Source organism: Alicyclobacillus sacchari (assembly GCF_004366795.1).
GTDB classification, from domain to species: domain Bacteria; phylum Bacillota; class Bacilli; order Alicyclobacillales; family Alicyclobacillaceae; genus Alicyclobacillus; species Alicyclobacillus sacchari.
Genome location: NZ_SORF01000004.1, coordinates 203,173 through 224,848, shown reverse-complemented (window position 1 = coordinate 224,848; position 21,676 = coordinate 203,173). Strand labels below are relative to the sequence as shown.

The window sequence follows — 21,676 nt, the reverse complement described above, 5'->3', positions numbered from 1 at the left end:
AGGGGAGATGAATGTATGGGGACAATGAGAGCTGTTCAAATTGCTCATCGCGGCGGGCCCTTGCAACTTGTTGAACTGCCGATTCCGGAACCCGGCCCGAACCAGGTCCGCATTCGTGTGGAAGCCTGCGGCGTGTGCCACGGGGAAATGGTCGCCATCGAGGGACATCACCCGCACATGGTGTATCCGCGGGTACCGGGACACGAAGTCATCGGCGTGATCGATAAGCTGGGGGACGGCGTCGCGGATTGGCGGGTAGGCGAGCGCGTCGGCGTGGGCTGGATGGGTGGCCACGGCGAAGTGACGGGCCTGACGCAGGACGGCGGCTATGCGGAATATATGGTGGCGTACATCGATGGTTTGGCACGCGTACCAGACGCGCTTGCGGCAAAGGCAGCGGCGCCGCTCATGTGCGCTGGCAATACGGTGTTTACTGCGCTGCGCAGCAGCATTGCGCGCCCGGGTGATCTCGTCGCCATTGGCGGCATTGGCGGGCTGGGTCACCTGGCCGTCCAGTATGCCAAAAAGGCGGGGTATCGCGTCGCAGCCGTATCGCGGGGGCGTGACAAGGAAGAACTTGCGAAATCGCTCGGAGCCGATGTTTATATCGACGCGAAGGTGGAGGAACCTGGCGTTGTCTTGCGCGAGCTTGGGGGTGCCCGCGTCGCTTTGGCGACGGCGCCAAACCCAGCGTCCATTCGGCAATTGTTTGACGGCCTGGCGCCGGGCGGCGAATTGGTGATTGTCGCCGGATCAGGAGAGCCAATCGGCATCAGCGCCGCAGAAATGCTCGGCGGCAAGCGCACCATGCGAGGTTGGACGGCTGGCCCGGCTGCGGATTCTGAGGCCACCATCCGCTTCAGCCTGCTCACAAATATCCAGCCGATGATCGAAACATTTCCACTCGAACGTGCGCAAGAAGCGTTGGACAAGATGCTCAACGCCGACGTTCGCTTTCGCGCCGTCTTGACGATGGCGTAGGAGATGACGTCATGCGGACGGAAACACCCATCTCCTGGCAGCGGACACTGTGGACGATGGCCGCTGTCCAGGCCATCATGATGATGGCATTTTCCAGCATGGGGCCATTCCTCGCCCTGTTTATCGGCCAACTCGGCGTTAAGAACCAGCACGCGGTCGAGGTATGGGCGGGTGTCGTGGCAAGTTCCAATTTCTTGATGTCGGCTATCATGTCCCCCATCTGGGGCGGCGTCGCGGACAAACACGGCAAGAAGATGATGGTGATGCGGACGACGTTAGCCATCGCGATCGCGACCTGTCTCATGGGATTTTCTCGCAATGTGTATGAACTTCTGATCATTCGTATGCTGCAGGGGGCGTTCAGCGGCTTTTCCGCCTCGGCAAATGCGTTGGTTGCCAGTGTCATCCCAGAGGAGCGGCTTGGCTACGCGCTGGGTTGGTTGTCGACGTTTGCGATGGTGGGAAGCTTGCTCGGGCCACTGCTTGGCGGTGTTCTTGTCGATACATTTCACCACAATTATCGTATTGTCTTCTTTTTAACGGCTCTCTTCGCGTCGACCGCGTTTATTTTGACATGGCTTCTGGTGCGCGAGCCCAGAGTCAACGCGGAACATGCTGCTTCGCCGCGCAAACGGCTCTCTCTCATCGGGCAGTTTAAGCTCCTTGGTGAGATGAAGTCGATACAGGTCATGTTTTTCGTCCTGTTTGTCGCGCAGTTCTCGGTCATGAGCGTCCAGCCCGTGCTACCGCTTTACATTCGCGAGTTGGCCGACAAGTCGACACAGCTTGTCGGCATTCTGGGTACGCTATCCGGGATTTGCTTCGCCGTCACGGGGCTGGCGGACCTCATATTTTCCCCGTTCCTCGGCAAGCGCAGCGACCGGATTGGCTACAAGCGCGTCTTGTCGATCTCGCTGTTGGGTGCAGCCCTCTGCTACGTACCACAGGCTTTGGCACCAAACATCTGGGTCTTTATTCTCGGCCGCTTTGGCCTTGGCATCTTTGTCGGCGGCGTTTTACCGACGGCAAATGCGCTCGTGGGCCGTTTCACGCCGCGCGAGCAGCGGGGGCGAATGTACGGGTTCACGTCGAGTTCGACGTTCCTCGGTAGTTTTGCTGGCCCGCTTGTGGGGGGTGCGGTGTCTGCCGCTTTTGGCATCCGTACGATGCTGTTGGCCGTGATCGGACTCTATCTCATCAATCTCATTTGGGTGAGGTTGCGGGTTCGTGAGTTTTCTGATGAGCAAACTGCAGACGGCGTCTAACTGAGTGGCACGCCGCACTTCGTCGAGCGGCCGGGCAGTTTTTCATAGGCTTGCTGCGATGTGCAAAGGTCTATGGCTGTCCGGCTGCTTTTTGATCACTTCGCAATTGATCATACAGGTTTCACCACTGCAGGCTTCATCAATGTGACTCGCATAGAAATTTCCTATCTACGCAGGCTATGGGTCATCCGCAGTTTGTTTTCCACTCCAAGCTTTGTGCATGGATCCTATTCCACATGGGAGGTAGATACGCTATGCAGGATATGGATGTGAAGTCCATGTCTACGGCTTCGCAGCGGAATGGCGATGTAGAGTCCCGCCGCAAAATGGAGCGCAGCTTTGAAGCCATCAGCCCGTTTGAGTTTCGGCATGAGTTGATCAAACTTGCCCGCGGCCATCAACGCAAGAGCGCCAAAGCGATGCTGGATGCAGGGCGAGGCAACCCGAACTGGGTTGCGGCCGCGCCGCGCGAAGCGTTCTTTGCACTGGGGCAGTTCGCTATGCAGGAGTGTCGGCGCGTTTGGGATGATGGCGATCTCGCCGGCATGCCTCGCAGGCCTGGCATCGGCGAACGGTTTCAGGCGTTCGTCGCGGCGAACCCAGAATTGCCGGGTATCGATGTGTTGGCGGAGTTGGTGAAAGAGGGAGAACGCAAATACGGTTTTGTACGGGACGAATGGTTGCACGAGCTGGTTGACGGCATTGTCGGGGACAATTATCCGACTCCGGATCGGATGCTGACGCGGACGGAGCGCGTTGTGGCAAACTTTTTAGCGCAGAAGATTTGCGGGGGCGGGGTTCATCCCGATGACTTACGGCTATTCGCGGTTGAGGGTGCAACGGCGGCTATGTGCTACATTTTTGACTCGTTGTTGGCCAACGGTCTGCTTGAACGAGGCGCAAAGGTGGCCATCATGGTCCCTATCTTTCCACCTTATGTAGAAATTCCCGAGTTGGATCGTTATGCATTTGATGTGATTGAGATTCGGGCGACGGGACGGGATGCACAAGGGCGACATACGTGGCAGTACCCTCATGAGGAGATTGCAAAATTAGGCGATCCTTCTGTTCAAGCGTTGTTCCTCGTCAATCCCAGCAATCCGCCATCGGTTGCGATCGACCGCGATACTGTGGCACAACTCGTGCGCACAGTGCGCGAGCAGAATCCGAATCTGATGATCATCAGCGACGATGTATATGGCACGTTCGTGGACGGCTATCGATCGCTGATGGCGGAACTCCCCTACAACACGATGCTCGTGTACTCACTTTCCAAGTTTTTTGGTGTCACCGGCTGGAGACTGGGTGCTATCGCTCTTCATCGTGACAACGTATTTGACGCACGTCTGGGGCGGCTGCCGAAATCCGAGCAGGAGAAACTCCGCAAGCGGTATGGCACGGTTTCACGGAATCCGGAAGCGCTGTCGTTCATCGACCGAATGGTGGCTGACAGCCGCCAGGTTGCGCTCAACCACACGGCCGGCTTATCGACGCCGCAACAAGTTCAGATGGCCCTCATGTGCGCGTTCGCCATGACCGGCCGCGGCGAACGTTACAAGCAGTTGACGAAAGAGATTTGTCACCGCCGCATGTGTCTCCTGTACGACGGTCTTGAGTTGCCGCTGCCGCAATTGCCGCACGACGCAGATTACTACACCGAGATCGATATTGAACACTGGTCTGCCAACACGTTTGGCGAAACGTTCACCCAATATATGATGGAGCGCTATGAACCCATCGACATTCTGTTCCGATTGGCCGAGCAATCGGGCATCGTCCTCATGAATGGCGGAGGATTTCACGGGCCAAAGTGGTCCATTCGGATTTCGCTCGCCAACCTCGACGACGAGGCGTACGCCGAGATCGGTCATCATCTAAGGGCCGCGCTGCAAGAGTATGTGGATGCTTGGCGAAAAGGGACACAGGATACGCCGTCCAAACACGAAGGCCAATAGAGCACACGTTTTATAGATCTAACGCTTGAAGTTAGTATAGACTAACTGTAGAATGGGTTTCGGAAAGTTGACTACATGAGTCGAGTTTCTTGGTCAACCGATCATCCTACAGTTAGGAGGACTTCCGTGTGGTTGGGCGTCGTTTTGGTGTCAAGCAAATTGTGCTAGGTTTGCTGGCGGTTGCGGTCATCGCCGTATTGGTGTGGCAGGGATTGTCTGCTGGTGGCAATCCCAATCCCACGAGTCCAAACATTGGGCGTGGTGCGGCGATTGTTGATACAGGTATTCTCGTCTTTCGCGAGGGGCTCGAGACCATTCTCGTTCTGTCCGCCATCACAGCGAGCCTCGTTCGGACCGGCAAGGGCTACTGGAAGCCAATTTCTGGAGGGGCCGGACTGGCGTTTGCAGCAACCCTTGTCACATGGTTTATCGTGGTGGGCATCATCTCTTTGGTTGGTCAGACAGCGCCGGAGCTTTCCATTCAAGCGGGCACAGGCCTGCTTGCCATCGTCGTCTTGCTCATTGTGATGAACTGGTTCTTTCACAGGATTTATTGGACCGGATGGATCAGCATGCATAATAGAAAAAAGAAAGAAATCATTGAACATCTCGAATCGTCTTCCGACGCTGGAACTGTCCAGGTCGCGAAAACCCTGGCCTATCGCGGTCTGGTGATTCTCGGTTTTACGTCGGTATATCGCGAGGGGTTCGAGGTTGTTCTGTTCTTGCAAAACACGCGGATGCAGGTTGGTTCACAAGTCGTCGTCATCGGAGCGACCATTGGTTTGGTGCTGACCATGATGGTTGCTGTGCTTACGTTCTTTGCTCACCGCAAGCTCCCATATAAGCGGATGCTCGTGTTGACGGGTGTGATGCTGGGGGCGGTGCTCTTGGTCATGGTTGGGGAGCAAGTACAAGAAATGCAACAGGCCGGTTGGATGCCATCGACGCCACTCAACTTGCATCTGCCGGCGTGGACGGGGTTATGGTTCTCCTTGTTCAATAATCTGCAGAGTATCGCCGCGCAGTTGATCGCAGCGGTCGTCGTCCTCGGCTCGTATTTCGGTGCACAGTATGTTCGCGTATGGAAACCTCGCCGCGAGGCGGCGAAAAGCATGGCCGTCTAATGGCAACTTTATCGTAAACGCAATGGCGTCTCCCGCCCTTTCCGGCATGTTACAATGGTGCTGTAAGAGAACATGGCACCGCGCAGAGATATGGATAGGAGTGGAAGGCGCATGGGGTATCAGATGGTCTTTTTCGATATCGACGGCACGTTGATCGACGAGCATAAACGGATTCCAGCGGACACGCTGACGGCGGTGAAACGCCTGCAAGAGACTGATGTCACTGTCGCGATTGCAACAGGGAGAGCGCCGGATCAGTTTTTGCACATCGCGAGACAGTTCGGTATCAATTCTTACGTTTGCTGCAATGGAGGATACGCACAGTTCAACGGTAAGCCTGTATTTCGTCGACCTATTGATCCGCAGTTGCTGGCGGCTTTCGAGGACATGGCGGACAAATATCATTACCCGCTTGTATTCGCGGGCAGCGAGGCCTGCTACGCCAATCAAGAGGATCATCCTTATGTTAAGGAAGCGTTCGCCTATCTGGACATCCCAACACTACCCGTATACGATCCAGCTGGATGGCGAGATCATGAGATTTATCAAGTGTACTTGTACTGTGCAGAAGGTGAAGAGCAACCGTTTGTGGAGCAGTTTGCTAACGACTTTCGCTTGATTCGGCCGCATCGCTATTACCTGGATGTGTTTCCGAAGGACGTATCAAAAGCTGGTGGAATTGAAGCCATGCTGCGAGAGCTTGGGATTCCACAGGGAGCCTCCATCGCGTTCGGCGACGGTGAGAACGACGTCGAGATGCTTTCCTTTGCAGGGCTTGGCATTGCGATGGGCAACGCGAGTCCGTCTGTGCAAAAGCATGCAGACTATGTAACGAAACGCGTGGATGAAGGTGGCATTGCGGACGCACTCGCTCGTTTTGGACTCATTGAGCCGGTTGTCATCGTATCGCGTTGAGTTTGTTCGTAAACGACAGAGCCTGCTTGGCTGGCAAGGCTGCCCCCTCATCCAGTGAACTGGGGAGATGGCAGCCTTGTTCGCGTATGGTGACCTATGTCAAATCGTGTACGGCGTCGGCGCAATCGATTCCGCCTTGCGAATCGCGTCTTCAAGAGACATGTCCGTAAAAGCCTGTGCCGGGAAGAAACGGCCACTTTTCCCGTCGTCGACAAAAGCTCCGACGGTAATTCCGGGGATGACACTTTCGACGGAATTCGGGGCGTTTGGCCCGCCGAGGTCCGTTCGGCACCAACCGGGATCGGCCAAGTTGATCAACACATTGGTGCCTTCGAGGCGCGACGCCAAGTCCTTTGTAAACTTGTCGAGGGCAGCCTTGCTCGCCGCGTATGCGGATTGCTCCGGTTCGTTGCGAATACCGCTGGTCGTGTTGATGACGCGGCCGAACCCGCGTTCAATCATCTTTGGCATCAGTCTGTTACAGATCATAACAGGCGCAATGAAATTGATACGAAAACTGGATTCAAAGTCCTCAATTGGCGTTTTCCAATAATCGGTGCGATATGCGATTTGGACAGCCGCATTGTTGAACACGATGTCGACAGGGGTACCGCGTCTCTCGATGTCATCGAGCATACGGGCTACCTCGTCGAGGTTTCCGAGTTCCGCCGCAACGGAGTAGGCTTCAACACCCAGCGATCGTATGTCCTGTTCCAGCTGTTCGGTGTGTGCAAGAGACCGGCTGTGCAGAATCAAGTTGCACCCTTGTTTCGCCATGAAGACAGCCGTTTGGTAGCCGACGCCTCTGCTGGCACCCGTGATCAAAGCCCAACGACCTTGTACATTCACCATCTTTTCAACGCCCCTTGGAATCGGTTTCACGGATGGCCATTGTCCGCATACGAATTCTATCACACTTTTCAGGGAAGACGTCTTACGCTTCACTTTCGTGTGGAGTGTGGATTGAGCTAGGGACTGCAGACCAACGGATGACGGCACCCGCATAGACAAATCCGCTTCCAAACCCAGCCAAGAGCAACGTATGACCTGGCTGTAGCCGTCCATCGTCGATCGCGATTTGGATGGCCAACGGAATGCTTGCGCTCGAGGTGTTGCCATACCACTCGCCGCTGAACAACGTCTTTTCCATCGGCCAACCCATTCGCTCGCACACCGATTCGATCAGGCGCAGGTTGGCACTATGCGGCACAAACCAGTCGAGTTCGGCCGTCGACAGACCAGCATCGGTCAGCAACCGCGGGACTTCGGCTTCTAATGTTTGAACGGCTAACTTAAATACCTCACGGCCGCTTTGAACAATACAGCCGTTACCCGCTACCGGTGTCCCTTGCACGTCCGGGCGCAGACCAGAGCGATATAAGAGGTGCGCTGCGTGGCCGACCGTGTGATTGCCGAAGGCCAGCACGCCTGGTTCGGCGGCGGGTTCGAGGAGACATACACCCGCGCCGTCGCCAAACAGAATACAGGTGGAACGGTCCTCGTAGTCTGTCACTTTCGACAGCGTTTCACCGCCTACCACCAATACTTTACGTGCCATTCCACTGGCGACGAAGGCCGTCGCCACTTGCAGGCCATAGACAAAGCCGGCACAGGCGGCCGCAAGGTCGATTGCACCAGCGCGCTCGATACCAAGACGGGCCTGTAGCTGCGCGGCCACGCTCGGCATCGGGTGATCTGGTGTGATGGTAGCGACTACGATCATGTCGACGTCCGTCAACGACACACCGAAACGGCGAATCATGTCTTCGACGGCGCGGTAGCAAAGGTCACTTGTAAACTCCGATGTGTCAGCGATTCGCCGCTCGCGTATACCGGTGCGTTGGACAATCCACTCGTCCGACGTCTCGACTGTCTCCGAGAGTTCCTTGTTGTTCAAAATGCGCTGCGGTACATATGCACCAAAAGCGGTGATGGCGGCGTGGTACGGTCGTTGGTAGGCAGCGGGCATGCCGTCACGTCCTCTCGAAGTTTGTCGAATCTAGCTATATGTCAGATTAACGGCTGTATGAAGCCAAAAGGCAATGTAGTCCCTCAGGACTCAGTGACTACAATCGCGGTTGCCAAATTTCTCCCTGGCGTTACAATGTAGTGGCCATTCAACCAAAGGCCAGAAGACGAGCCGCCATCCAAGTTCATGGATTGGACCAAACCAAGCGTGTGTGCGATTTGCGCTTCCAGAGACAGATTGGCGGCGTGGATGGTGGCAAATACCAACCGGCCTGCCGCGTCAATTCCGACGAGGGAGCGCATCGTATCCGAATTGATTTCGGCGTTTGTGAAGCCTTCGAGCGCCGGATTCAGTGCGATTTTGCCCCCATCGGTCAGCATGGGGCCAGCAGCGATAGCATTTGGGTAGTGCGTGAAGGGAATCGGCTGCGCAGCGGGCAGTGATTCGACCGTATCACTCAGGGTTGCTGGATCGCCAACATGTATGCGATGAATGACATCGGACATGGCTCCGCTCGAGCCCAGTTCGATCGCGTAGCCAGTGCGTGGGATGGGTGTGATACCCTGATGCATGGCAGACACCCGCCCGTTTTCCACGATTGCAACCATGGCTGACTTGTCCTTCGTGAATGCACCGAAGTACGGGGTGAGGACGTCAATGCGCAATGGATTGTCACTTGGTATATTGATGTACCAAGGCCACAACTGCGAGATTGGGTTCGATGCATCATGAACCATTAGTGACAAGTTCTCCGTAGCGCGTCCCATCCACAAATCCCCGTTGTCTGCAAAGCCCAACAGCGTACCCTTTTCATCGGTCTGGAATTGGCCATTGATCTCCAAGGCTCCGGCTGGGAACTGATTGGACCAAGAATTGAAAAAGGTTCCGTTTATCGCAGCAATGGCATGGTTCGCATTGGCGATGGAGGCAAGGGACGCGGTCGTTCCCAAGCGATTGTTCGCAATGACCGGAAAGGCGTGCACGTGTGGCGCATGTGTATTGATATAGACGGCATTTACCTGTTCGCCTGCAATCGTCAATTGCCGATAGACGATGGGGGATGCAGCGACGTCCTGGTGTATGGGTATGGCGCGGCCAACTCTCTGTAGTCCATGGCTTTCAGGTGTATGATGGATCAACATAGCACTGGCCGCATACGCGGTTGTTGCGGCAAATAAACGGGTGAACATGGTGAACATGTGTACGGCACCGCCAGCTTGGACAAAGTTCTGTCGACTTTTGATACGTTACGAGCACACGAAATTCCTGCTAGATTTGCGGTGGAGGGAATGCTATGGAGAAACGCGGACCGTGGAGCATTCTCCGATCAGAGGTGAAGTATCGTAATCCTTGGATTTCCGTTGTGGAGCATCAGGTCTTGCGTCCAGACGGCAAGCCTGGCATCTATGGCGTCATCGACGCTGGGCATAATGCGGCGACGGTTGCGATTGACAGTGGGTTCAATGCCATCTTGCTCGACGAATTTGTGTTTCCGTTTGGTGTTGTGCAGCCACAAATTCCAAGTGGGCAATTTCGAGACGATGAAGATCCGCAGGTTGCAGCAGCTCGAGAACTGTTGGAAGAGACCGGGATCGCCGCGACATCGTGGGTCAGCCTCGGTACGTTTCAACTGAGTGGCGGGATCTCAACACAGGTAAGCCACCTGTTTCTCGCACAAGAGTTGTCGTTTGGCGAACGGAGGCTGGAAGGTACAGAACAGATAGAGATGCGCAAAGTCCCGGTTGTGGACGCGATTGCGATGTGCCTCGATGGTCGCATTCAGGATTCGGTTTCCTTGGTTGGGCTCTTGCGGGCTGCCGAATGGCTGCGGCAAAGAGGGATATGGCAAGAGCAGGCCTGACGCAGTGAATCTAATTGGCGCATAAGGAGCGTGTGCGATGGATCTGGGACAACAAGTGTATCCAGCAGATATGGCAACTAACGTGGAAATACCTACGACGTCTGTGCCGGCCATGCTCTTCCAGTCCGTTATGCGGCAGCCCAAGCGGACTGCGATTGTCGCCGGCGAGCGGCGAATCTCGTATGGCCAACTCGGTGCCGATATACAGGCTTTTGCGGCGGCGCTGCAGGCTGTGGGCATCGGTATTGGCGATCGCGTTGCCCTCATGTTGCCCAATTGCCCGGAGTACGTGATCGCGTACTATGGGACGCTGGCTGCAGGAGCTGTCGTCGCGCAGATCAACCCGATGTCGGTTGCTAGAGAATTGGAAACGTTGCTACTGGATAGTGGAGCTGTTGTGCTCGTTGGCATGGCAAGTGCCAGGGCAAGGCTGAAAACGTGCCGCGATCGAACCAAGGTCCATACGTTGATCTTGGTCGAGGCGGACGTGGTCGCACCAGTGACAAAATCTGAGTGTGACGAGCAACCAGGTGACACCTATGGCTACGACGCGTTTGTGGCAGGTGGGCGTGCCCTGAACCTGACACCGGTTACGTTCGACCCAAGCACGCACCTCGCGATGCTTCAGTATACGGGTGGAACCACTGGGCAACTAAAAGCAGCGATGTTGACACATCGAAATTTAATCGCCAATGCTGTGCAAACAGCCCATTTCTTTCAAAATGCATTCCGTCCTGGCCAGGATGTTGTTCTTGCGGCCTTGCCCTTGTTTCATGCCTTTGGCATGACCCTGTGCATGAATGTGCCGCTGTTTTTAGGCGATCGTATCGTACTCATGCGAAGGTTTGATCCTGAACTCGCTGTCGACGTGATCGAGCGTGAACAGGTTGACATGTTTCCTGGCGTGCCAACGATGTTGATCGCGATCGCGAATTTGCCTGGCTTACAACCGGAAAGGCTTTCATCGTTACGGCTTTGCATCAGCGGTGGCGCGCCGCTTCCGCTCGAAGTCATGCAAACGTTCGAAGAGGTGTCGGGTTGCCCTGTCCTCGAAGGCTACGGCCTGTCCGAAACGTCTCCCATCACCCACTGCAACCCGCCATTTGCGAAGCGCAAGCCAGGAACGGTGGGTATAGCGCTTCCCTCGACAGCGTATCGCGTGGTCGATCCCGCTGATCACAGGCGGGAATTGCCACCGGGCCAAATGGGAGAATTGATTGTACGCGGCCCGCAGGTCATGCAGGGATATTGGCAAATGCCCATGGAGACGGCGGATGTGCTCAAAGATGGCTGGCTTTGTACTGGAGATATTGCTGTCTCAGACGAGGAGGGATATGTCTCGATCGTCGATCGCAAAAAGGACATCATCATTGCAAGTGGGTATAACGTGTATCCGCGTGAGGTTGAGGACATTCTCTATCAGCATCCGCAAGTGCGAGAAGCGGTCGTCGTCGGCGTCCCAGATGCGTATCGCGGCGAAACGGTCAAGGCCTGTATCGTGTTGAAGCCGGGAGCGCAAGCTAGTGAAGCTGAGATTCGTGAACATTGTCGCCGATATATGGCGGCGTACAAAGTGCCAACGCAAGTCGCCTTTTTCGACGAACTGCCAAAAAGCGCGATTGGCAAGTTGTTGCGGCGCGCATTGCGAACTTGATGGATCTCGGTGTAAGGAGGGCATGGAATGGGAAGCAGCCGTTGGAAGATGGTGATGGCGGCGGGCGTGTGTGTGGTTCTGTTGACCGGATGCACCCATGAACCTGCGATTTCGCCGTCAACGACAAAGCAACATGCCAAACCTACAGACAATCGTTCGAACCAGGCGCCTACTGTCAATCCGACTGTCACGTCAAAGCCGATTCCTGCAGGAGTTGCGAATACACAACAATTGGCATATCAGCTTCGTGACGAACTATTAAAACAGATGTCCGATCCCGCGCAAGGTCAGGTGTGCCTGGACAACGCGTGCTCCGTTGCGGTGACGTCATTTACGGGGCCGTCTTCGCAGGATCCTAAGGAAACGTTGACGATGGCATATTACCAAATGAAAAATGGTTGGTACGTTCTGGTTGCGCCGACGAGGGGAAACGCGTTGGCTGTCGCGCAGCAGATCGCTAAGGCACGGTTCGCGTTTCCCAATCCGTCAGGCGTTCTTGTCGTCAGCGACGGCGAGATGGAGTGGCACTGGCTTACACAAGGGCATGAGTGGACCAAACGGCAGTCGTTTGTGAGCCGTTAGCTGAATTTGTTCGCCAGATCGATAAACATATCGACATCGGTTGCGGCGAGATCGACAGCAGACTGCCAGAAGTCCCGTTCTTTCAGACTGACACCCAGATGTTTCGCCGCGAGATCTTCGACGCTCATCCTTCCCGTGTCGCGCAGCAACGCGACATACTTGTCAGCGAAGGTCGGTCCTTCGCGCAGGGCTTGCGCGTAAATACCACTGCTAAACAAATATCCAAACGTATAGGGGAAGTTGTAGAACGGTGTTCCTGTGATGTAAAAATGAAGCTTCGACGCCCAAAAGTGCGGATGATAACTCGCTAGTGCATCCTGGTAGGCTTCACGTTGCGCGGCCACCATCAGTTCATTGAGGCGATCCGCCTTGACAAAGCCTTTGCGTCGTTCTTCGTAGAATCTCGTCTCAAACAAGAAGCGCGCGTGAATGTTCATCAACATGGCGACGGCACGACCAATCTTTTCGTCGAGCAGCGCCAGTTTTTCTCCATCGGTCTCTGCTTCCCGAATCGCCGCATCCGACACGATGGCCTCCGCAAACGTAGACGCCGTTTCCGCGACATTCATCGCGTAATTGCTCAGTAGCTGTGGCAGGCCGCGCATCACGTGCTGATGGTAGGCGTGTCCAAGCTCGTGTGCAAGGGTCGCGACATTGCCTGGCGTACCGGAGAACGTCACGAAAATACGCGTTTGTTGGCTGACGGGAAAGCTGGTGCAAAATCCACCAGGCCGTTTGCCTGGCCTATCTTCTGATTCGATCCATCGCTTTTCGAAGCAAGCATCCGCAAAGCGAGCCATATCGTCACTAAAGCGACCGAAGTGGCGGACGATAAACGCCCGTGCTTCATCGTAGGACACTTTGTGCGAGGCGGCTTCACCCAGCGGTGCGTCGATATCCTCCCAGCGCAACTTGTCTCGCCGAAGAAGTCTGGCCTTAGCCTGCAAAAAGCGCACCATCGCTTCTTTGTTCTGTTCGATCACGCCCCACATGGCATTCAACGTGCTTTCTGACATGCGGTTGATCGCCAACGGTTCCTTGAGGACCGACGTCCAACCCCGTGCGTTGTAGACAGCGAGTCTGTATCCGGCAAGATGGTTGAGTGCATCTGCACATAGGTCGGCCTCGTCAGCCCATGTCTTCTCCCAGATTGCAAACAGTGTTTCGCGATCGTCCGGCTGTGCGGAAGCGATACGATTGGCCAGCTGTCCCATCGAAACCTGTTCGGGCTGGCCGTCGATCTCGATATCGGCATGCATTCGGCCGACGATGGTATCGTACAACTCGCCCCAAGCGTTGTAACCGTCGACCGACAATTTTGCGATCAGTTTCTCTTCTGGTGCAGGCAACTGCTCTTTGGCACGTTCTATTCGCTCCATCAAGGGGAACTTCAAATTGGAGACGCCAGGTTGGGCGAGGAGCTCGGAGAACGCCGTTTCGTTGAGCGAAGTGAGGAGTTCGTTGAAGGTCGTCAAGGCACTGGCAAACGCGGCGCGCATTTGTTGCAGGCGACCAAGCAACAATTTGGCGTCCGTGTCGCGCACATTCTGCGCGGTTAGGCAGGAGATAAACGCTCCACTTTCACGCGTGCGCGCAGCGATGTCCTGCATGTCTAAGACTAGTTGCGCGAGAGCGGTCGGTGTGGCGCTTCCCTGAACAAGGCCGGCGCACGCATCCGTGAAACGTTGAATCCGCGTGTCCAGATCATCGAGAAACGAGCGAAATGCATGGGACTTACTGCCGCCTGCGAAAATGACGTCCAAATCCCAAGTCTGTTGCGAACTATGGGTCAAGCGTATCGCCTCCTTAGAGACCATTATAGTAAACGCTTCAGAAAATCACCTTTACGTTGGGGCGCGCTCCGTTTGCGAATCCGTTCTTTACATCGTTCCTCAGGTCGGCTAATCTGCAGATGGCACACCGTTGGATGATTTGTGGAGGCTTTGCCATGGAACGCTGTGGCTGGGTGAATGATGATCCGCTTTATCTTCGTTACCATGACGAAGAGTGGGGCGTCCCGGTACACGATGATCGAAAACTGTTCGAATTTCTCGTGCTGGAGAGCGCACAGGCGGGGCTCAGTTGGTATACGATCTTACAAAAGCGGGAAGCGTACCGTCGAGCGTTTGCGAAGTTTGATCCCACCCAGGTGGCGGCGTTTGACGAGGCGAAGATTGCCGAGTTGTTGTCGGAAGGCTCCGGTATTGTGCGTAACCGCGCGAAAATCGAGGCGGCCATCAACAACGCCGGAAGGTTTGCCGATATCCAGGCGCGTTGTGGTTCGTTTGCGAACTATCTATGGTCTTTTGTCGATGGCAAACCAATTGTCAATGCGTTTCGCGACGCGACAGAAGTGCCGGCCCAAACGGCGCTCTCTGAGTTGATCAGCCGTGAATGGAAACGAGAAGGGTTTCGCTTCGTGGGGCCAACCATCATCTACTCGTACATGCAGGCTGTGGGTATGACGATGGATCATGTGGTCTCGTGCTTTCGTTATGCGTCGTTAGCTGGCTCGTCCGTTGTGTGTTAGGCCCTTCAGCGGCGTGGTACAGTTTGTCGCCTTGCCCGACCCGATATCCGTTTTGTACGGCGCTTCTGCTTTGTCGCCGGCGGATCGCCCAGGATTTCGTGAAGCAGGGCTTGCACATGACGGAGTTCCGCAATGAGTTCCGTCTCAGGGACGGCACGGATTCGTTGTTCCAAGCGCGGGCGAATAAGCGGCAAGGCCTGATTGACAATGACGCGATCGAAGCCATGAGCGTTGGCGCGCACCCGTTCCTCCATGAGCCCGATAGCAGCGAGTGTTCGTTCAACCGTCGTTTCTCCTTGAAGTTGTGGCGCTTCATCGCGTTCGTTCACGACTCACCCTCCTGGCGTCTTGATGGTAACACGTTACGTGATCGCGCACGGGGAGGCGACGGCTGCTGTCCTGATTCGAGGACTTCGAGGACGAAAGTCTGGGAAGATTGACCGAGAGATGTGCAGAGTGTTACTATAAAAAAGTAACCTGTAACCATAGGGGGTATTGACATGGCAACGACAAAACTTACGGACGCCAACTTCAATGAGGCGATTCAGAGCGATAAACCGGTTCTCGTCGACTTCTGGGCGACCTGGTGTGGTCCGTGCAAAATGATGGCGCCGGTTCTCGAAGAGTTTTCCGAAGCCCACAGCGACAAGGTGACCGTTGCAAAGCTTGATGTCGACGAAAATCCAGTAACAACTGGCCAGTTTGGCATCATGAGCATTCCAACGCTGATTCTTTTCGTCAACGGACGGCCCGTCAAGCAGTTGGTTGGATATCAACCAAAGGAGCAGCTTGAGGCTCAGCTGTCCGACGTCTTGGCGTAACGGAGAGGCGGAATCTGAGATGTCGGGATCGATGGAACACACGGACGGCCAGAACATCGAACTGGCGACTTTTGCTGGTGGTTGCTTTTGGTGTATGGTCAAGCCGTTTGACACGTGGCCCGGGGTTGTGCGCGTCATCTCCGGTTATACCGGTGGAGATGTGCCAAATCCGACGTACGAGCAGGTTTGCAGCGGTACAACTGGGCATACCGAGGCCGTTCAAATATGGTATGATCCGGCTGTGATGTCGTATGAACAGTTGCTCGACATCTTTTGGCGACAAATCGATCCGACAGATCCCGGTGGGCAGTTTTATGATCGCGGTTCGTCGTACAGAACCGCGATTTTTTATCACACGGAGGCGCAGCGCCAAGCCGCCGAAGTATCGAAGCGCAGACTTGCTGTGAGCGGGCGTTTTCATCGGCCCATCGTCACCGAGATCGCGCCTGCCGGGCCATTTTATGAAGCAGAGGAGTACCATCAGGATTTTTATCAAAAGCGACCGGAACATTACCGTAGATATCGTCAGGCGTCGGGGCGGGATCGGTTTCTTGCCGAGCACTGGGACCCTGTGGAAGATAGGTGAACCAAGCGGACGCTCGTCCGCCATTTTGCCGTCTATCCCTTGCACCGTCTGGCCATATTAAACGTGAGTATGCAGACGGTTGGCGAAGGGGATTTTTAAAGATGGCAACATTTACTGAGATGGGATTGAGTGCCCCAGTAGAAAAAGCACTCGAAATGATGGGATTTGAATCCGCGACCGATATTCAGTCGCAGGCTATTCCAGTCGCGCTGTCTGGGCAGGATGTCATTGGGCAAGCGCAGACAGGCACGGGTAAGACGGTCGCGTTCTCCATCCCGGTGGTCGAAAAGGTCGATACGCAGAGTGGGGCCCTGCAGGCCGTCATTCTGACGCCGACGCGCGAATTGTGCATTCAAGTTGCCGAGGAGATCACCAAGGTTGGCGGTGTGAAAGGCGTGCGTGTGCTCGCCGTGTATGGTGGTCAGGACATCAATCGCCAGATCCGCGGCTTGCGCAATCGGCCGCATGTCATCGTGGCGACGCCGGGGCGTCTGATGGACCATATGAATCGCGGCACATTGAGTTTGCAAAGCATCGCGATCGCGGTGTTGGACGAGGCCGACGAGATGCTCGACATGGGCTTTGTCGAGGATATTGAAACCATTCTTGGGGCTTGTCCGGCGGATCGGCAGACTCTGTTGTTCTCGGCGACGATGAAGCGCGGAGTTGTTCAGTTGGCGCGCAAGTTCATGCGCGATTTCGTCACGGTGACGGTCAAAGCGAGTGAAGTGACGGTACCGACCATCGAGCAGGAATACTACGAGGTTCCTGAGACGCAAAAGCTGGACGTCTTGACGCGCCTGCTCGACATCCACAATCCAGAGCTTGCGATTGTCTTCGGGCGTACGAAGCGGCGCGTGGACGAATTGACCAACGCCCTGCAAATGCGCGGTTATGATGCGGACGGGCTGCATGGCGATCTCAGCCAGAAACAGCGCGACATGGTAATGAATAAATTCCGCGAAGGCAAGCTGGAAGTGCTTGTCGCAACCGACGTGGCCGCACGCGGTTTGGACGTGAGCGGTGTGACGCACGTGTACAACTTCGACATTCCGCAGGACATCGACAGTTACGTGCATCGCATTGGCCGCACGGGCCGCGCTGGCAAAAGTGGGATCGCATCGACGTTTGTCACGCCGCGAGAGATCGACCATCTGCATCAGATCGAACGGATCACGCGCCACAAGATTCGCAGGCGTCCGTTGCCGACGTTCAGTGAAGCGAAAGAAAGCAAACAGCGGCTGGCGATGGAGGAATTGCTCAAGGCAAGTCAAGCGGATCTCAGCGCGTATCGCGGATTTGCCGAAGAATTGCTCAGCCAGCAGGATTCGATGGCCTTGGTCGCAGGTGCCCTGAAGCTGTTGACGAAGACCCGAAAGGAGATCCCCATTCGCTTGACGGCCGAGCAGCCCATTCGCATTCGCAAGCCGCATACTGGTGGGCGGGATCGAAAAGGTCACGGGGATCATTACCGTCGTCCTCGGCAAGGATATGTACGATCCGACTCGCGGCGCTAAACCGCACTAATATGACAGATCAGCGCACGGTCAACCAGACACGCTGATTCTCCCAGGTCGTGCGGACATCGACGTGAAACGCATTCCGTAACACGTCGTCGGTCAGTACGGCCTGTTTTTCTCCACTGGCGGCCACGCGACCTTCGTCGATCACGAGGGCGTGTGAGATAAATGGCAGGATCTCTTCGACGTGGTGTGTGACGTAAATGATGGTTGGGCCGCCGGTACGCTGTGCCCGTTCAAGCGACGAAAGCAAAAGTTCCCGCGCGCGGATATCGAGTCCCGTGCAAGGCTCGTCGAGAATCAGTAGTTTGGGTTTCGCCATGAAGGCGCGGGCGATGAGCAGGCGTTGGCGCTCGCCCTGTGACAGGGTGTGAAATGGCGCGTCCGCCAAGTGCGATAGCGAGACCTGTGCAAGTGCATCAAGTGCGTTCCGCTTATCTTCGTCCGTGGGCGTCTGCCACAGGCCGATGGAACCGTATTTGCCGCTGATGACGACCTCGTATGCTTTGTCGAGGTTGGCGTCGGCCTCGAAGCGACTCGCAATGGCGCTGCTCACCCAGCCGATCTGTTTTCGTACCTCGCGGACATCCACATTTCCATATCGCATTCCTAGTACCGTCACGCTGCCGCGTGTCGGCCATTGATAGCCGCTGATCATTTGTAGCAGCGATGTTTTGCCAGACCCGTTGAGGCCAAGGAGAGCCCAGTGTTCATCCGCGCGAACCCTCCAGTTCACGCGATCCAAAATTGTGCGGTTCCCGCGAACCCAAGTGACGTCTGATACATGTAGGATCTCCAAATAAGCCCACCCCCACATTTTCTCTTCATGCTACCACAGACGGGCTCGCGGGTGGATGAAGTGCGTGATGTTATGGATGGCGACTTGTCCATCTTTTGAGGATATTCGCAAGACTTTCGCGAAAACGCTCATCGTCGGCCGCCGATCGCGCCTTGGGTCCACGCAATCTAGACCGCATGGAACGTGGCATGCGCCGCATCCGCATGTGTATATCGCGGTTGGCGAGCAGCATGTCGATGTTCTGCGCGTCAAACGCGAGTCCAGTTGGCGATACCGCGGCGGCACCGCGCGCCAGTGCAAGTGCAGCAAGACCATAGTCCTGTGTGATGACCACTGTCGGTACCCCTGGATCCAGATGGTTCACGATGGCCATATCGGCAGCTTGCGGATCCGCATCGACGGTGATGTGGTTCGGAACATCGTGGAGATGGTTGATAGAACTTACCGTGGTGACCACCGCGCCATACGTCCTCGCCAGCTCGCGTGCGATCGCGACGGCGGATCGCGGCGTGGCATCGGCGTCAATCCATATCGCTATGTTCATGCTTGACACCCCCCGGAAACGAAAAAATCGCCACAGAGCGTGGCGATCTTTTCGAAGTGGATCTCTGGTTAGGCTTTGCTGGCTTGAATGTCGAGCTCGATTTTGACTTGGTCGCTCACCAGTACTCCGCCTGTCTCCAGTGCTGCATTCCAAGTGAGCCCGAAATCTTTGCGGTTAATGGTGGTTGTTGCGCTGAAACCAGCGACTTCTGCACCCCATGGATTCTTGCCCGTACCTTCATACGTCACATGGAAGGTAACTGGCTTGGTGACGCCCCGAATGGTCAAATCTCCCGTCATATCGTAGGCGTTGCCACTCGTCTTCGTCGTACTCGTCGCGTGGAAGGTGATTTGCGGGTGGTTCTCGACATCAAAGAAATCACCGCTGCGCAGGTGATTGTCGCGGTTCTCGTCGCCAGTGTTGACGCTCGCTGTTTCAATGGAAAAGTCAATTTCCGCATTTGTCAAATCTTCCGGATCAGCGACGACGGTCGCTGAAAACTGTTTGAAGCTGCCACGAACGGTGGTAAACATCATGTGCTTGACGCTAAAGCCGACGTGGCTGTGGCTCGTATCGACGTTCCATGTGGACTTGGCCATAAGTAAATGCCTCCCTGTAACATGAGTTTTTTGCGATAGAGCGGACAATCATCCGCATCTCGTTCATTTCTTATTATTCATCAGTAATATCCGTTTGGTAAGTACGCACCTGTAGGTTCTATAGTATACTTGAAGTAACCATCATGCGAGTAGGTAGGGGTCCGAGTGGAAGAGCGTCTGACGCAATCTGAATGTCTTGTGGCATCCACCCTTCAGGTTATCAGTGGTAAGTGGAAAATGGTCATTCTCTATCATTTGTTTTCCCAACCCCATATCCGGTTTTCTGAATTGATGCGGAAGATTCCAGGCGTCTCGCAGCGCGTTCTCACCAAACAGCTTCGGGAGCTTGAACAGGAAGGCATCGTCGTGCGCACCGTATATCCAGAAGTTCCACCGCGCGTTGAATATGCCATCTCGCCATACGGCCGCTCATTGCGTCCCATACTCGACATGATGCATAGCTGGGGCGAACAGCACTTGAAGCGTACGGGGCGACTTTGAGGCGGAGACGAAGCCTTCATGGTGGACAATCACCCTCACGAATAGTATATCCACGAGAACGATGTACAAACATCCCCGCTACAAGGATTGTCTGTTCAGGTCATATGATGGCAGTTTGCGGTCGAGGGACATTCGAGTTTCTTGTCTGTTGGTGAAAAACGTGGGATGATAGAGGAATGAGTGAACCTGTCGGCTGGATGCTGGTCGATAGGCCTGACTCGATGCACCCAGGCATTATCAAAGGAGGCACGTACGTGGCAGATGCACATGGAGCTAGTGTTGCACTGGTGAATTTGATGGTTGCTCCAGAAGCCGTCGCGGACAAGCGGGCCAGTTTGGCTTCCAAGAAGCAGGTTGTGCTCGATGAAGTGGCAGTTTCTGATGTGTACCAATTGGGTATCGGCGCATTCAGCCCCCTCACTGGTTTTATGTCCGAGCGGGATTATCTGAGCGTCGTCGAGTCGCTGCGACTCGAAAGCGGATCGATTTGGTCGATTCCTGTTGCACTTCCGGTTTCGGAAGAACAGGCGAAGGACATACATTTGGACGACGAAATTGCCCTTGTCCGCCCCGACGGCGTCATCTGTGCGGCGATGCGCGTCGAGCACATGTATCGCCCGAATCTTGAGCACGAGGCGGAAATGGTGTATCGCACGAAGGAGGACGCCCATCCTGGGGTTCGTCGTGTCTACGAGCGGGGGCCTGTCTACCTTGGCGGTTCGGTCCAGGTGTTTGCCGACGAACGGATCGATGAGTTTTCGAATTACTTCTATACCCCGCAGCAAGTTCGTGCCGCCTTTGCAGAACGGGGCTGGAAGACGATTGTCGGATTTCAAACGAGAAATCCCGTTCACCGTGCGCATGAATACATTCAAAAGGTAGCATTGGAAACGGTCGACGGACTTTATCTCAATCCGTTGGTGGGCCCGACGAAATCGGACGACGTCCCGGCTGATGTGCGACTGCGCGCTTATCAGGCAATCCTTGAACACTACTATCCGCAAAACCGCGTGTTTTTCGGCGTTTACAAGGCGGCGATGCGTTACGCCGGGCCGCGCGAGGCCGTGATGCACGCGCTTGTCCGCCGCAACTTTGGTTGCACGCACTTCATCGTAGGGCGCGATCACGCTGGCGTAGGCAACTACTACGGCACGTACGACGCACAGCGCATTTTTGATCAGTTCGACTTTGCGGATCTGGGAATCACGCCATTATTCTTCGAGCATTCCTTCTACTGCAAGCGTTGTGAGGGAATGGCCACACCCAAAACTTGTCCACATGGCGATGAGGACCACGTCATCCTATCCGGTACAAAGGTTCGGCAGATGTTGCGCGAGGGCATCGCACCGCCGCCGGAATTCAGCCGCCCGGAGGTTGTCCAGGTACTTATGGAATACTATTCAAAACAGGCCTGACGGCCAAGGCGCGACCGGCCGGCGCGGCCGGTCCTTTCCCGGACGGAGGAAG

Annotated in this window: 22 protein-coding genes; 14 read left to right on the top strand and 8 right to left on the bottom strand. The window is 55.4% G+C overall.

All coding sequences use genetic code 11. The features are described from left to right. The first annotated feature begins 15 nt into the window (after window positions 1-15). From C7445_RS06045 to C7445_RS06025, 5 genes are all read left to right on the top strand, one after another. Window positions 16-981, top strand: coding sequence for a zinc-binding dehydrogenase (locus C7445_RS06045; protein ID WP_166669018.1), 966 nt, complete (start codon window positions 16-18; stop codon window positions 979-981). Between the two features lie 11 nt (window positions 982-992). Then, window positions 993-2,246, top strand: a complete 1,254-nt coding sequence (locus tag C7445_RS06040; RefSeq protein WP_134159143.1) for an MFS transporter — start codon at window positions 993-995, stop codon at window positions 2,244-2,246. A 254-nt stretch (window positions 2,247-2,500) separates the two neighbouring features. Further along, entirely contained in the window at window positions 2,501-4,201 is a 1,701-nt protein-coding gene (gene aspD, locus C7445_RS06035) for an aspartate 4-decarboxylase (RefSeq protein WP_341770534.1), read from the top strand. Window positions 4,202-4,329: 128 nt separating this feature from the next. After that, the gene (locus tag C7445_RS06030; RefSeq protein ID WP_134159142.1) at window positions 4,330-5,328 is read left to right on the top strand and encodes an FTR1 family iron permease; all 999 of its coding nucleotides are present in this window, start codon (window positions 4,330-4,332) and stop codon (window positions 5,326-5,328) included. Window positions 5,329-5,439: 111 nt separating this feature from the next. Further along, window positions 5,440-6,243, top strand: coding sequence for a Cof-type HAD-IIB family hydrolase (locus tag C7445_RS06025; RefSeq protein WP_134159141.1), 804 nt, complete (start codon window positions 5,440-5,442; stop codon window positions 6,241-6,243). A 99-nt stretch (window positions 6,244-6,342) separates the two neighbouring features. Here C7445_RS06025 and C7445_RS06020 read toward each other — a convergent pair whose 3' ends face one another. The 3 genes from C7445_RS06020 to C7445_RS06010 form a co-directional block, all read right to left on the bottom strand. After that, window positions 6,343-7,095: an SDR family NAD(P)-dependent oxidoreductase gene (locus tag C7445_RS06020; protein WP_134159140.1), complete on the bottom strand. Its 753-nt coding sequence runs from the start codon at window positions 7,093-7,095 to the stop codon at window positions 6,343-6,345. A gap of 82 nt (window positions 7,096-7,177) precedes the next feature. Further along, on the bottom strand, window positions 7,178-8,212 hold the full coding sequence (locus C7445_RS06015) for a ketoacyl-ACP synthase III (RefSeq protein ID WP_134159139.1): 1,035 nt from the start codon (window positions 8,210-8,212) through the stop codon (window positions 7,178-7,180). 83 nt (window positions 8,213-8,295) lie between these two features. Then, entirely contained in the window at window positions 8,296-9,411 is a 1,116-nt protein-coding gene (locus tag C7445_RS06010) for a phosphodiester glycosidase family protein (protein WP_243834990.1), read from the bottom strand. 95 nt (window positions 9,412-9,506) lie between these two features. Between C7445_RS06010 and C7445_RS06005 the strand changes: the two genes are divergently transcribed. Genes C7445_RS06005 through C7445_RS05995 form a run of 3 tightly spaced genes read left to right on the top strand, consistent with a single transcriptional unit; the run spans window position 9,507 to window position 12,309 of the window. Further along, window positions 9,507-10,073: an NUDIX domain-containing protein gene (locus C7445_RS06005; protein WP_134159138.1), complete on the top strand. Its 567-nt coding sequence runs from the start codon at window positions 9,507-9,509 to the stop codon at window positions 10,071-10,073. Window positions 10,074-10,110: 37 nt separating this feature from the next. After that, window positions 10,111-11,727: a long-chain-fatty-acid--CoA ligase gene (locus tag C7445_RS06000; RefSeq protein WP_134159137.1), complete on the top strand. Its 1,617-nt coding sequence runs from the start codon at window positions 10,111-10,113 to the stop codon at window positions 11,725-11,727. A 27-nt stretch (window positions 11,728-11,754) separates the two neighbouring features. Continuing rightward, entirely contained in the window at window positions 11,755-12,309 is a 555-nt protein-coding gene (locus C7445_RS05995) for a hypothetical protein (RefSeq protein ID WP_134159136.1), read from the top strand. Here C7445_RS05995 and C7445_RS05990 read toward each other — a convergent pair. After that, window positions 12,306-14,102, bottom strand: a complete 1,797-nt coding sequence (locus C7445_RS05990) for a M3 family oligoendopeptidase (protein WP_243834989.1) — start codon at window positions 14,100-14,102, stop codon at window positions 12,306-12,308. The genes C7445_RS05995 and C7445_RS05990 overlap by 4 nt on opposite strands. 155 nt (window positions 14,103-14,257) lie before the next feature. Between C7445_RS05990 and C7445_RS05985 the strand changes: the two genes are divergently transcribed. Continuing rightward, complete coding sequence (locus C7445_RS05985) at window positions 14,258-14,839, top strand: DNA-3-methyladenine glycosylase I (protein WP_166669017.1); 582 nt, start codon at window positions 14,258-14,260, stop codon at window positions 14,837-14,839. Between the two features lie 5 nt (window positions 14,840-14,844). On the opposite strand, the gene C7445_RS05980 is transcribed toward C7445_RS05985, so the two are convergent. Continuing rightward, window positions 14,845-15,168, bottom strand: a complete 324-nt coding sequence (locus C7445_RS05980; protein WP_134159134.1) for a hypothetical protein — start codon at window positions 15,166-15,168, stop codon at window positions 14,845-14,847. A gap of 171 nt (window positions 15,169-15,339) precedes the next feature. Between C7445_RS05980 and trxA the strand changes: the two genes are divergently transcribed. The 3 genes from trxA to cshA all read left to right on the top strand — a co-directional run bounded on the left by trxA (window position 15,340) and on the right by cshA (window position 17,763). Next, the gene (gene trxA / locus C7445_RS05975) at window positions 15,340-15,660 is read left to right on the top strand and encodes a thioredoxin (protein WP_134159133.1); all 321 of its coding nucleotides are present in this window, start codon (window positions 15,340-15,342) and stop codon (window positions 15,658-15,660) included. A gap of 19 nt (window positions 15,661-15,679) precedes the next feature. Then, entirely contained in the window at window positions 15,680-16,246 is a 567-nt protein-coding gene (gene msrA / locus C7445_RS05970; protein ID WP_208320846.1) for a peptide-methionine (S)-S-oxide reductase MsrA, read from the top strand. 101 nt (window positions 16,247-16,347) lie between these two features. After that, on the top strand, window positions 16,348-17,763 hold the full coding sequence (gene cshA, locus C7445_RS05965) for a degradosome RNA helicase CshA (RefSeq protein WP_134159132.1): 1,416 nt from the start codon (window positions 16,348-16,350) through the stop codon (window positions 17,761-17,763). Window positions 17,764-17,782: 19 nt separating this feature from the next. Here the strand turns inward: cshA and C7445_RS05960 are convergent, their stop codons facing one another. The 3 genes from C7445_RS05960 to C7445_RS05950 all read right to left on the bottom strand — a co-directional run bounded on the left by C7445_RS05960 (window position 17,783) and on the right by C7445_RS05950 (window position 19,708). Then, window positions 17,783-18,565: an ABC transporter ATP-binding protein gene (locus tag C7445_RS05960; protein WP_243834988.1), complete on the bottom strand. Its 783-nt coding sequence runs from the start codon at window positions 18,563-18,565 to the stop codon at window positions 17,783-17,785. Between the two features lie 70 nt (window positions 18,566-18,635). Further along, window positions 18,636-19,109, bottom strand: a complete 474-nt coding sequence (locus tag C7445_RS05955) for a DUF188 domain-containing protein (protein WP_134159131.1) — start codon at window positions 19,107-19,109, stop codon at window positions 18,636-18,638. A gap of 68 nt (window positions 19,110-19,177) precedes the next feature. After that, a complete protein-coding gene (locus C7445_RS05950; protein ID WP_134159130.1) occupies window positions 19,178-19,708 on the bottom strand; it encodes a YceI family protein in 531 nt (176 codons plus the stop codon). Between the two features lie 165 nt (window positions 19,709-19,873). Here C7445_RS05950 and C7445_RS05945 point away from each other — a divergent pair, with 165 nt between their 5' ends. Further along, the gene (locus C7445_RS05945) at window positions 19,874-20,209 is read left to right on the top strand and encodes a winged helix-turn-helix transcriptional regulator (RefSeq protein ID WP_134159129.1); all 336 of its coding nucleotides are present in this window, start codon (window positions 19,874-19,876) and stop codon (window positions 20,207-20,209) included. 254 nt (window positions 20,210-20,463) lie between these two features. Next, window positions 20,464-21,624, top strand: coding sequence for a sulfate adenylyltransferase (gene sat, locus C7445_RS05940; protein ID WP_166669023.1), 1,161 nt, complete (start codon window positions 20,464-20,466; stop codon window positions 21,622-21,624). Window positions 21,625-21,676 lie beyond the last annotated feature (52 nt).

What these genes read in the sequence shown, in the direction of transcription:
- aspD (WP_341770534.1), top strand. Translation starts at nt 2,501, where the DNA reads ATGCAGGATATGGATGTGAAGTCCATGTCTACGGCTTCGCAGCGGAAT.
- C7445_RS06005 (WP_134159138.1), top strand. Translation starts at nt 9,507, where the DNA reads ATGGAGAAACGCGGACCGTGGAGCATTCTCCGATCAGAGGTGAAGTAT.
- cshA (WP_134159132.1), top strand. Translation starts at nt 16,348, where the DNA reads ATGGCAACATTTACTGAGATGGGATTGAGTGCCCCAGTAGAAAAAGCA.
- msrA (WP_208320846.1), top strand. Translation starts at nt 15,680, where the DNA reads ATGTCGGGATCGATGGAACACACGGACGGCCAGAACATCGAACTGGCG.
- C7445_RS05985 (WP_166669017.1), top strand. Translation starts at nt 14,258, where the DNA reads ATGGAACGCTGTGGCTGGGTGAATGATGATCCGCTTTATCTTCGTTAC.
- C7445_RS06010 (WP_243834990.1), bottom strand. Translation starts at nt 9,411, where the DNA reads ATGTTCACCATGTTCACCCGTTTATTTGCCGCAACAACCGCGTATGCG.
- C7445_RS06045 (WP_166669018.1), top strand. Translation starts at nt 16, where the DNA reads ATGGGGACAATGAGAGCTGTTCAAATTGCTCATCGCGGCGGGCCCTTG.
- C7445_RS05950 (WP_134159130.1), bottom strand. Translation starts at nt 19,708, where the DNA reads ATGGCCAAGTCCACATGGAACGTCGATACGAGCCACAGCCACGTCGGC.
- C7445_RS06020 (WP_134159140.1), bottom strand. Translation starts at nt 7,095, where the DNA reads ATGGTGAATGTACAAGGTCGTTGGGCTTTGATCACGGGTGCCAGCAGA.
- C7445_RS06015 (WP_134159139.1), bottom strand. Translation starts at nt 8,212, where the DNA reads ATGCCCGCTGCCTACCAACGACCGTACCACGCCGCCATCACCGCTTTT.
- C7445_RS06000 (WP_134159137.1), top strand. Translation starts at nt 10,111, where the DNA reads ATGGATCTGGGACAACAAGTGTATCCAGCAGATATGGCAACTAACGTG.
- C7445_RS06025 (WP_134159141.1), top strand. Translation starts at nt 5,440, where the DNA reads ATGGGGTATCAGATGGTCTTTTTCGATATCGACGGCACGTTGATCGAC.
- C7445_RS05995 (WP_134159136.1), top strand. Translation starts at nt 11,755, where the DNA reads ATGGGAAGCAGCCGTTGGAAGATGGTGATGGCGGCGGGCGTGTGTGTG.
- C7445_RS05955 (WP_134159131.1), bottom strand. Translation starts at nt 19,109, where the DNA reads ATGAACATAGCGATATGGATTGACGCCGATGCCACGCCGCGATCCGCC.
- C7445_RS06040 (WP_134159143.1), top strand. Translation starts at nt 993, where the DNA reads ATGCGGACGGAAACACCCATCTCCTGGCAGCGGACACTGTGGACGATG.
- trxA (WP_134159133.1), top strand. Translation starts at nt 15,340, where the DNA reads ATGGCAACGACAAAACTTACGGACGCCAACTTCAATGAGGCGATTCAG.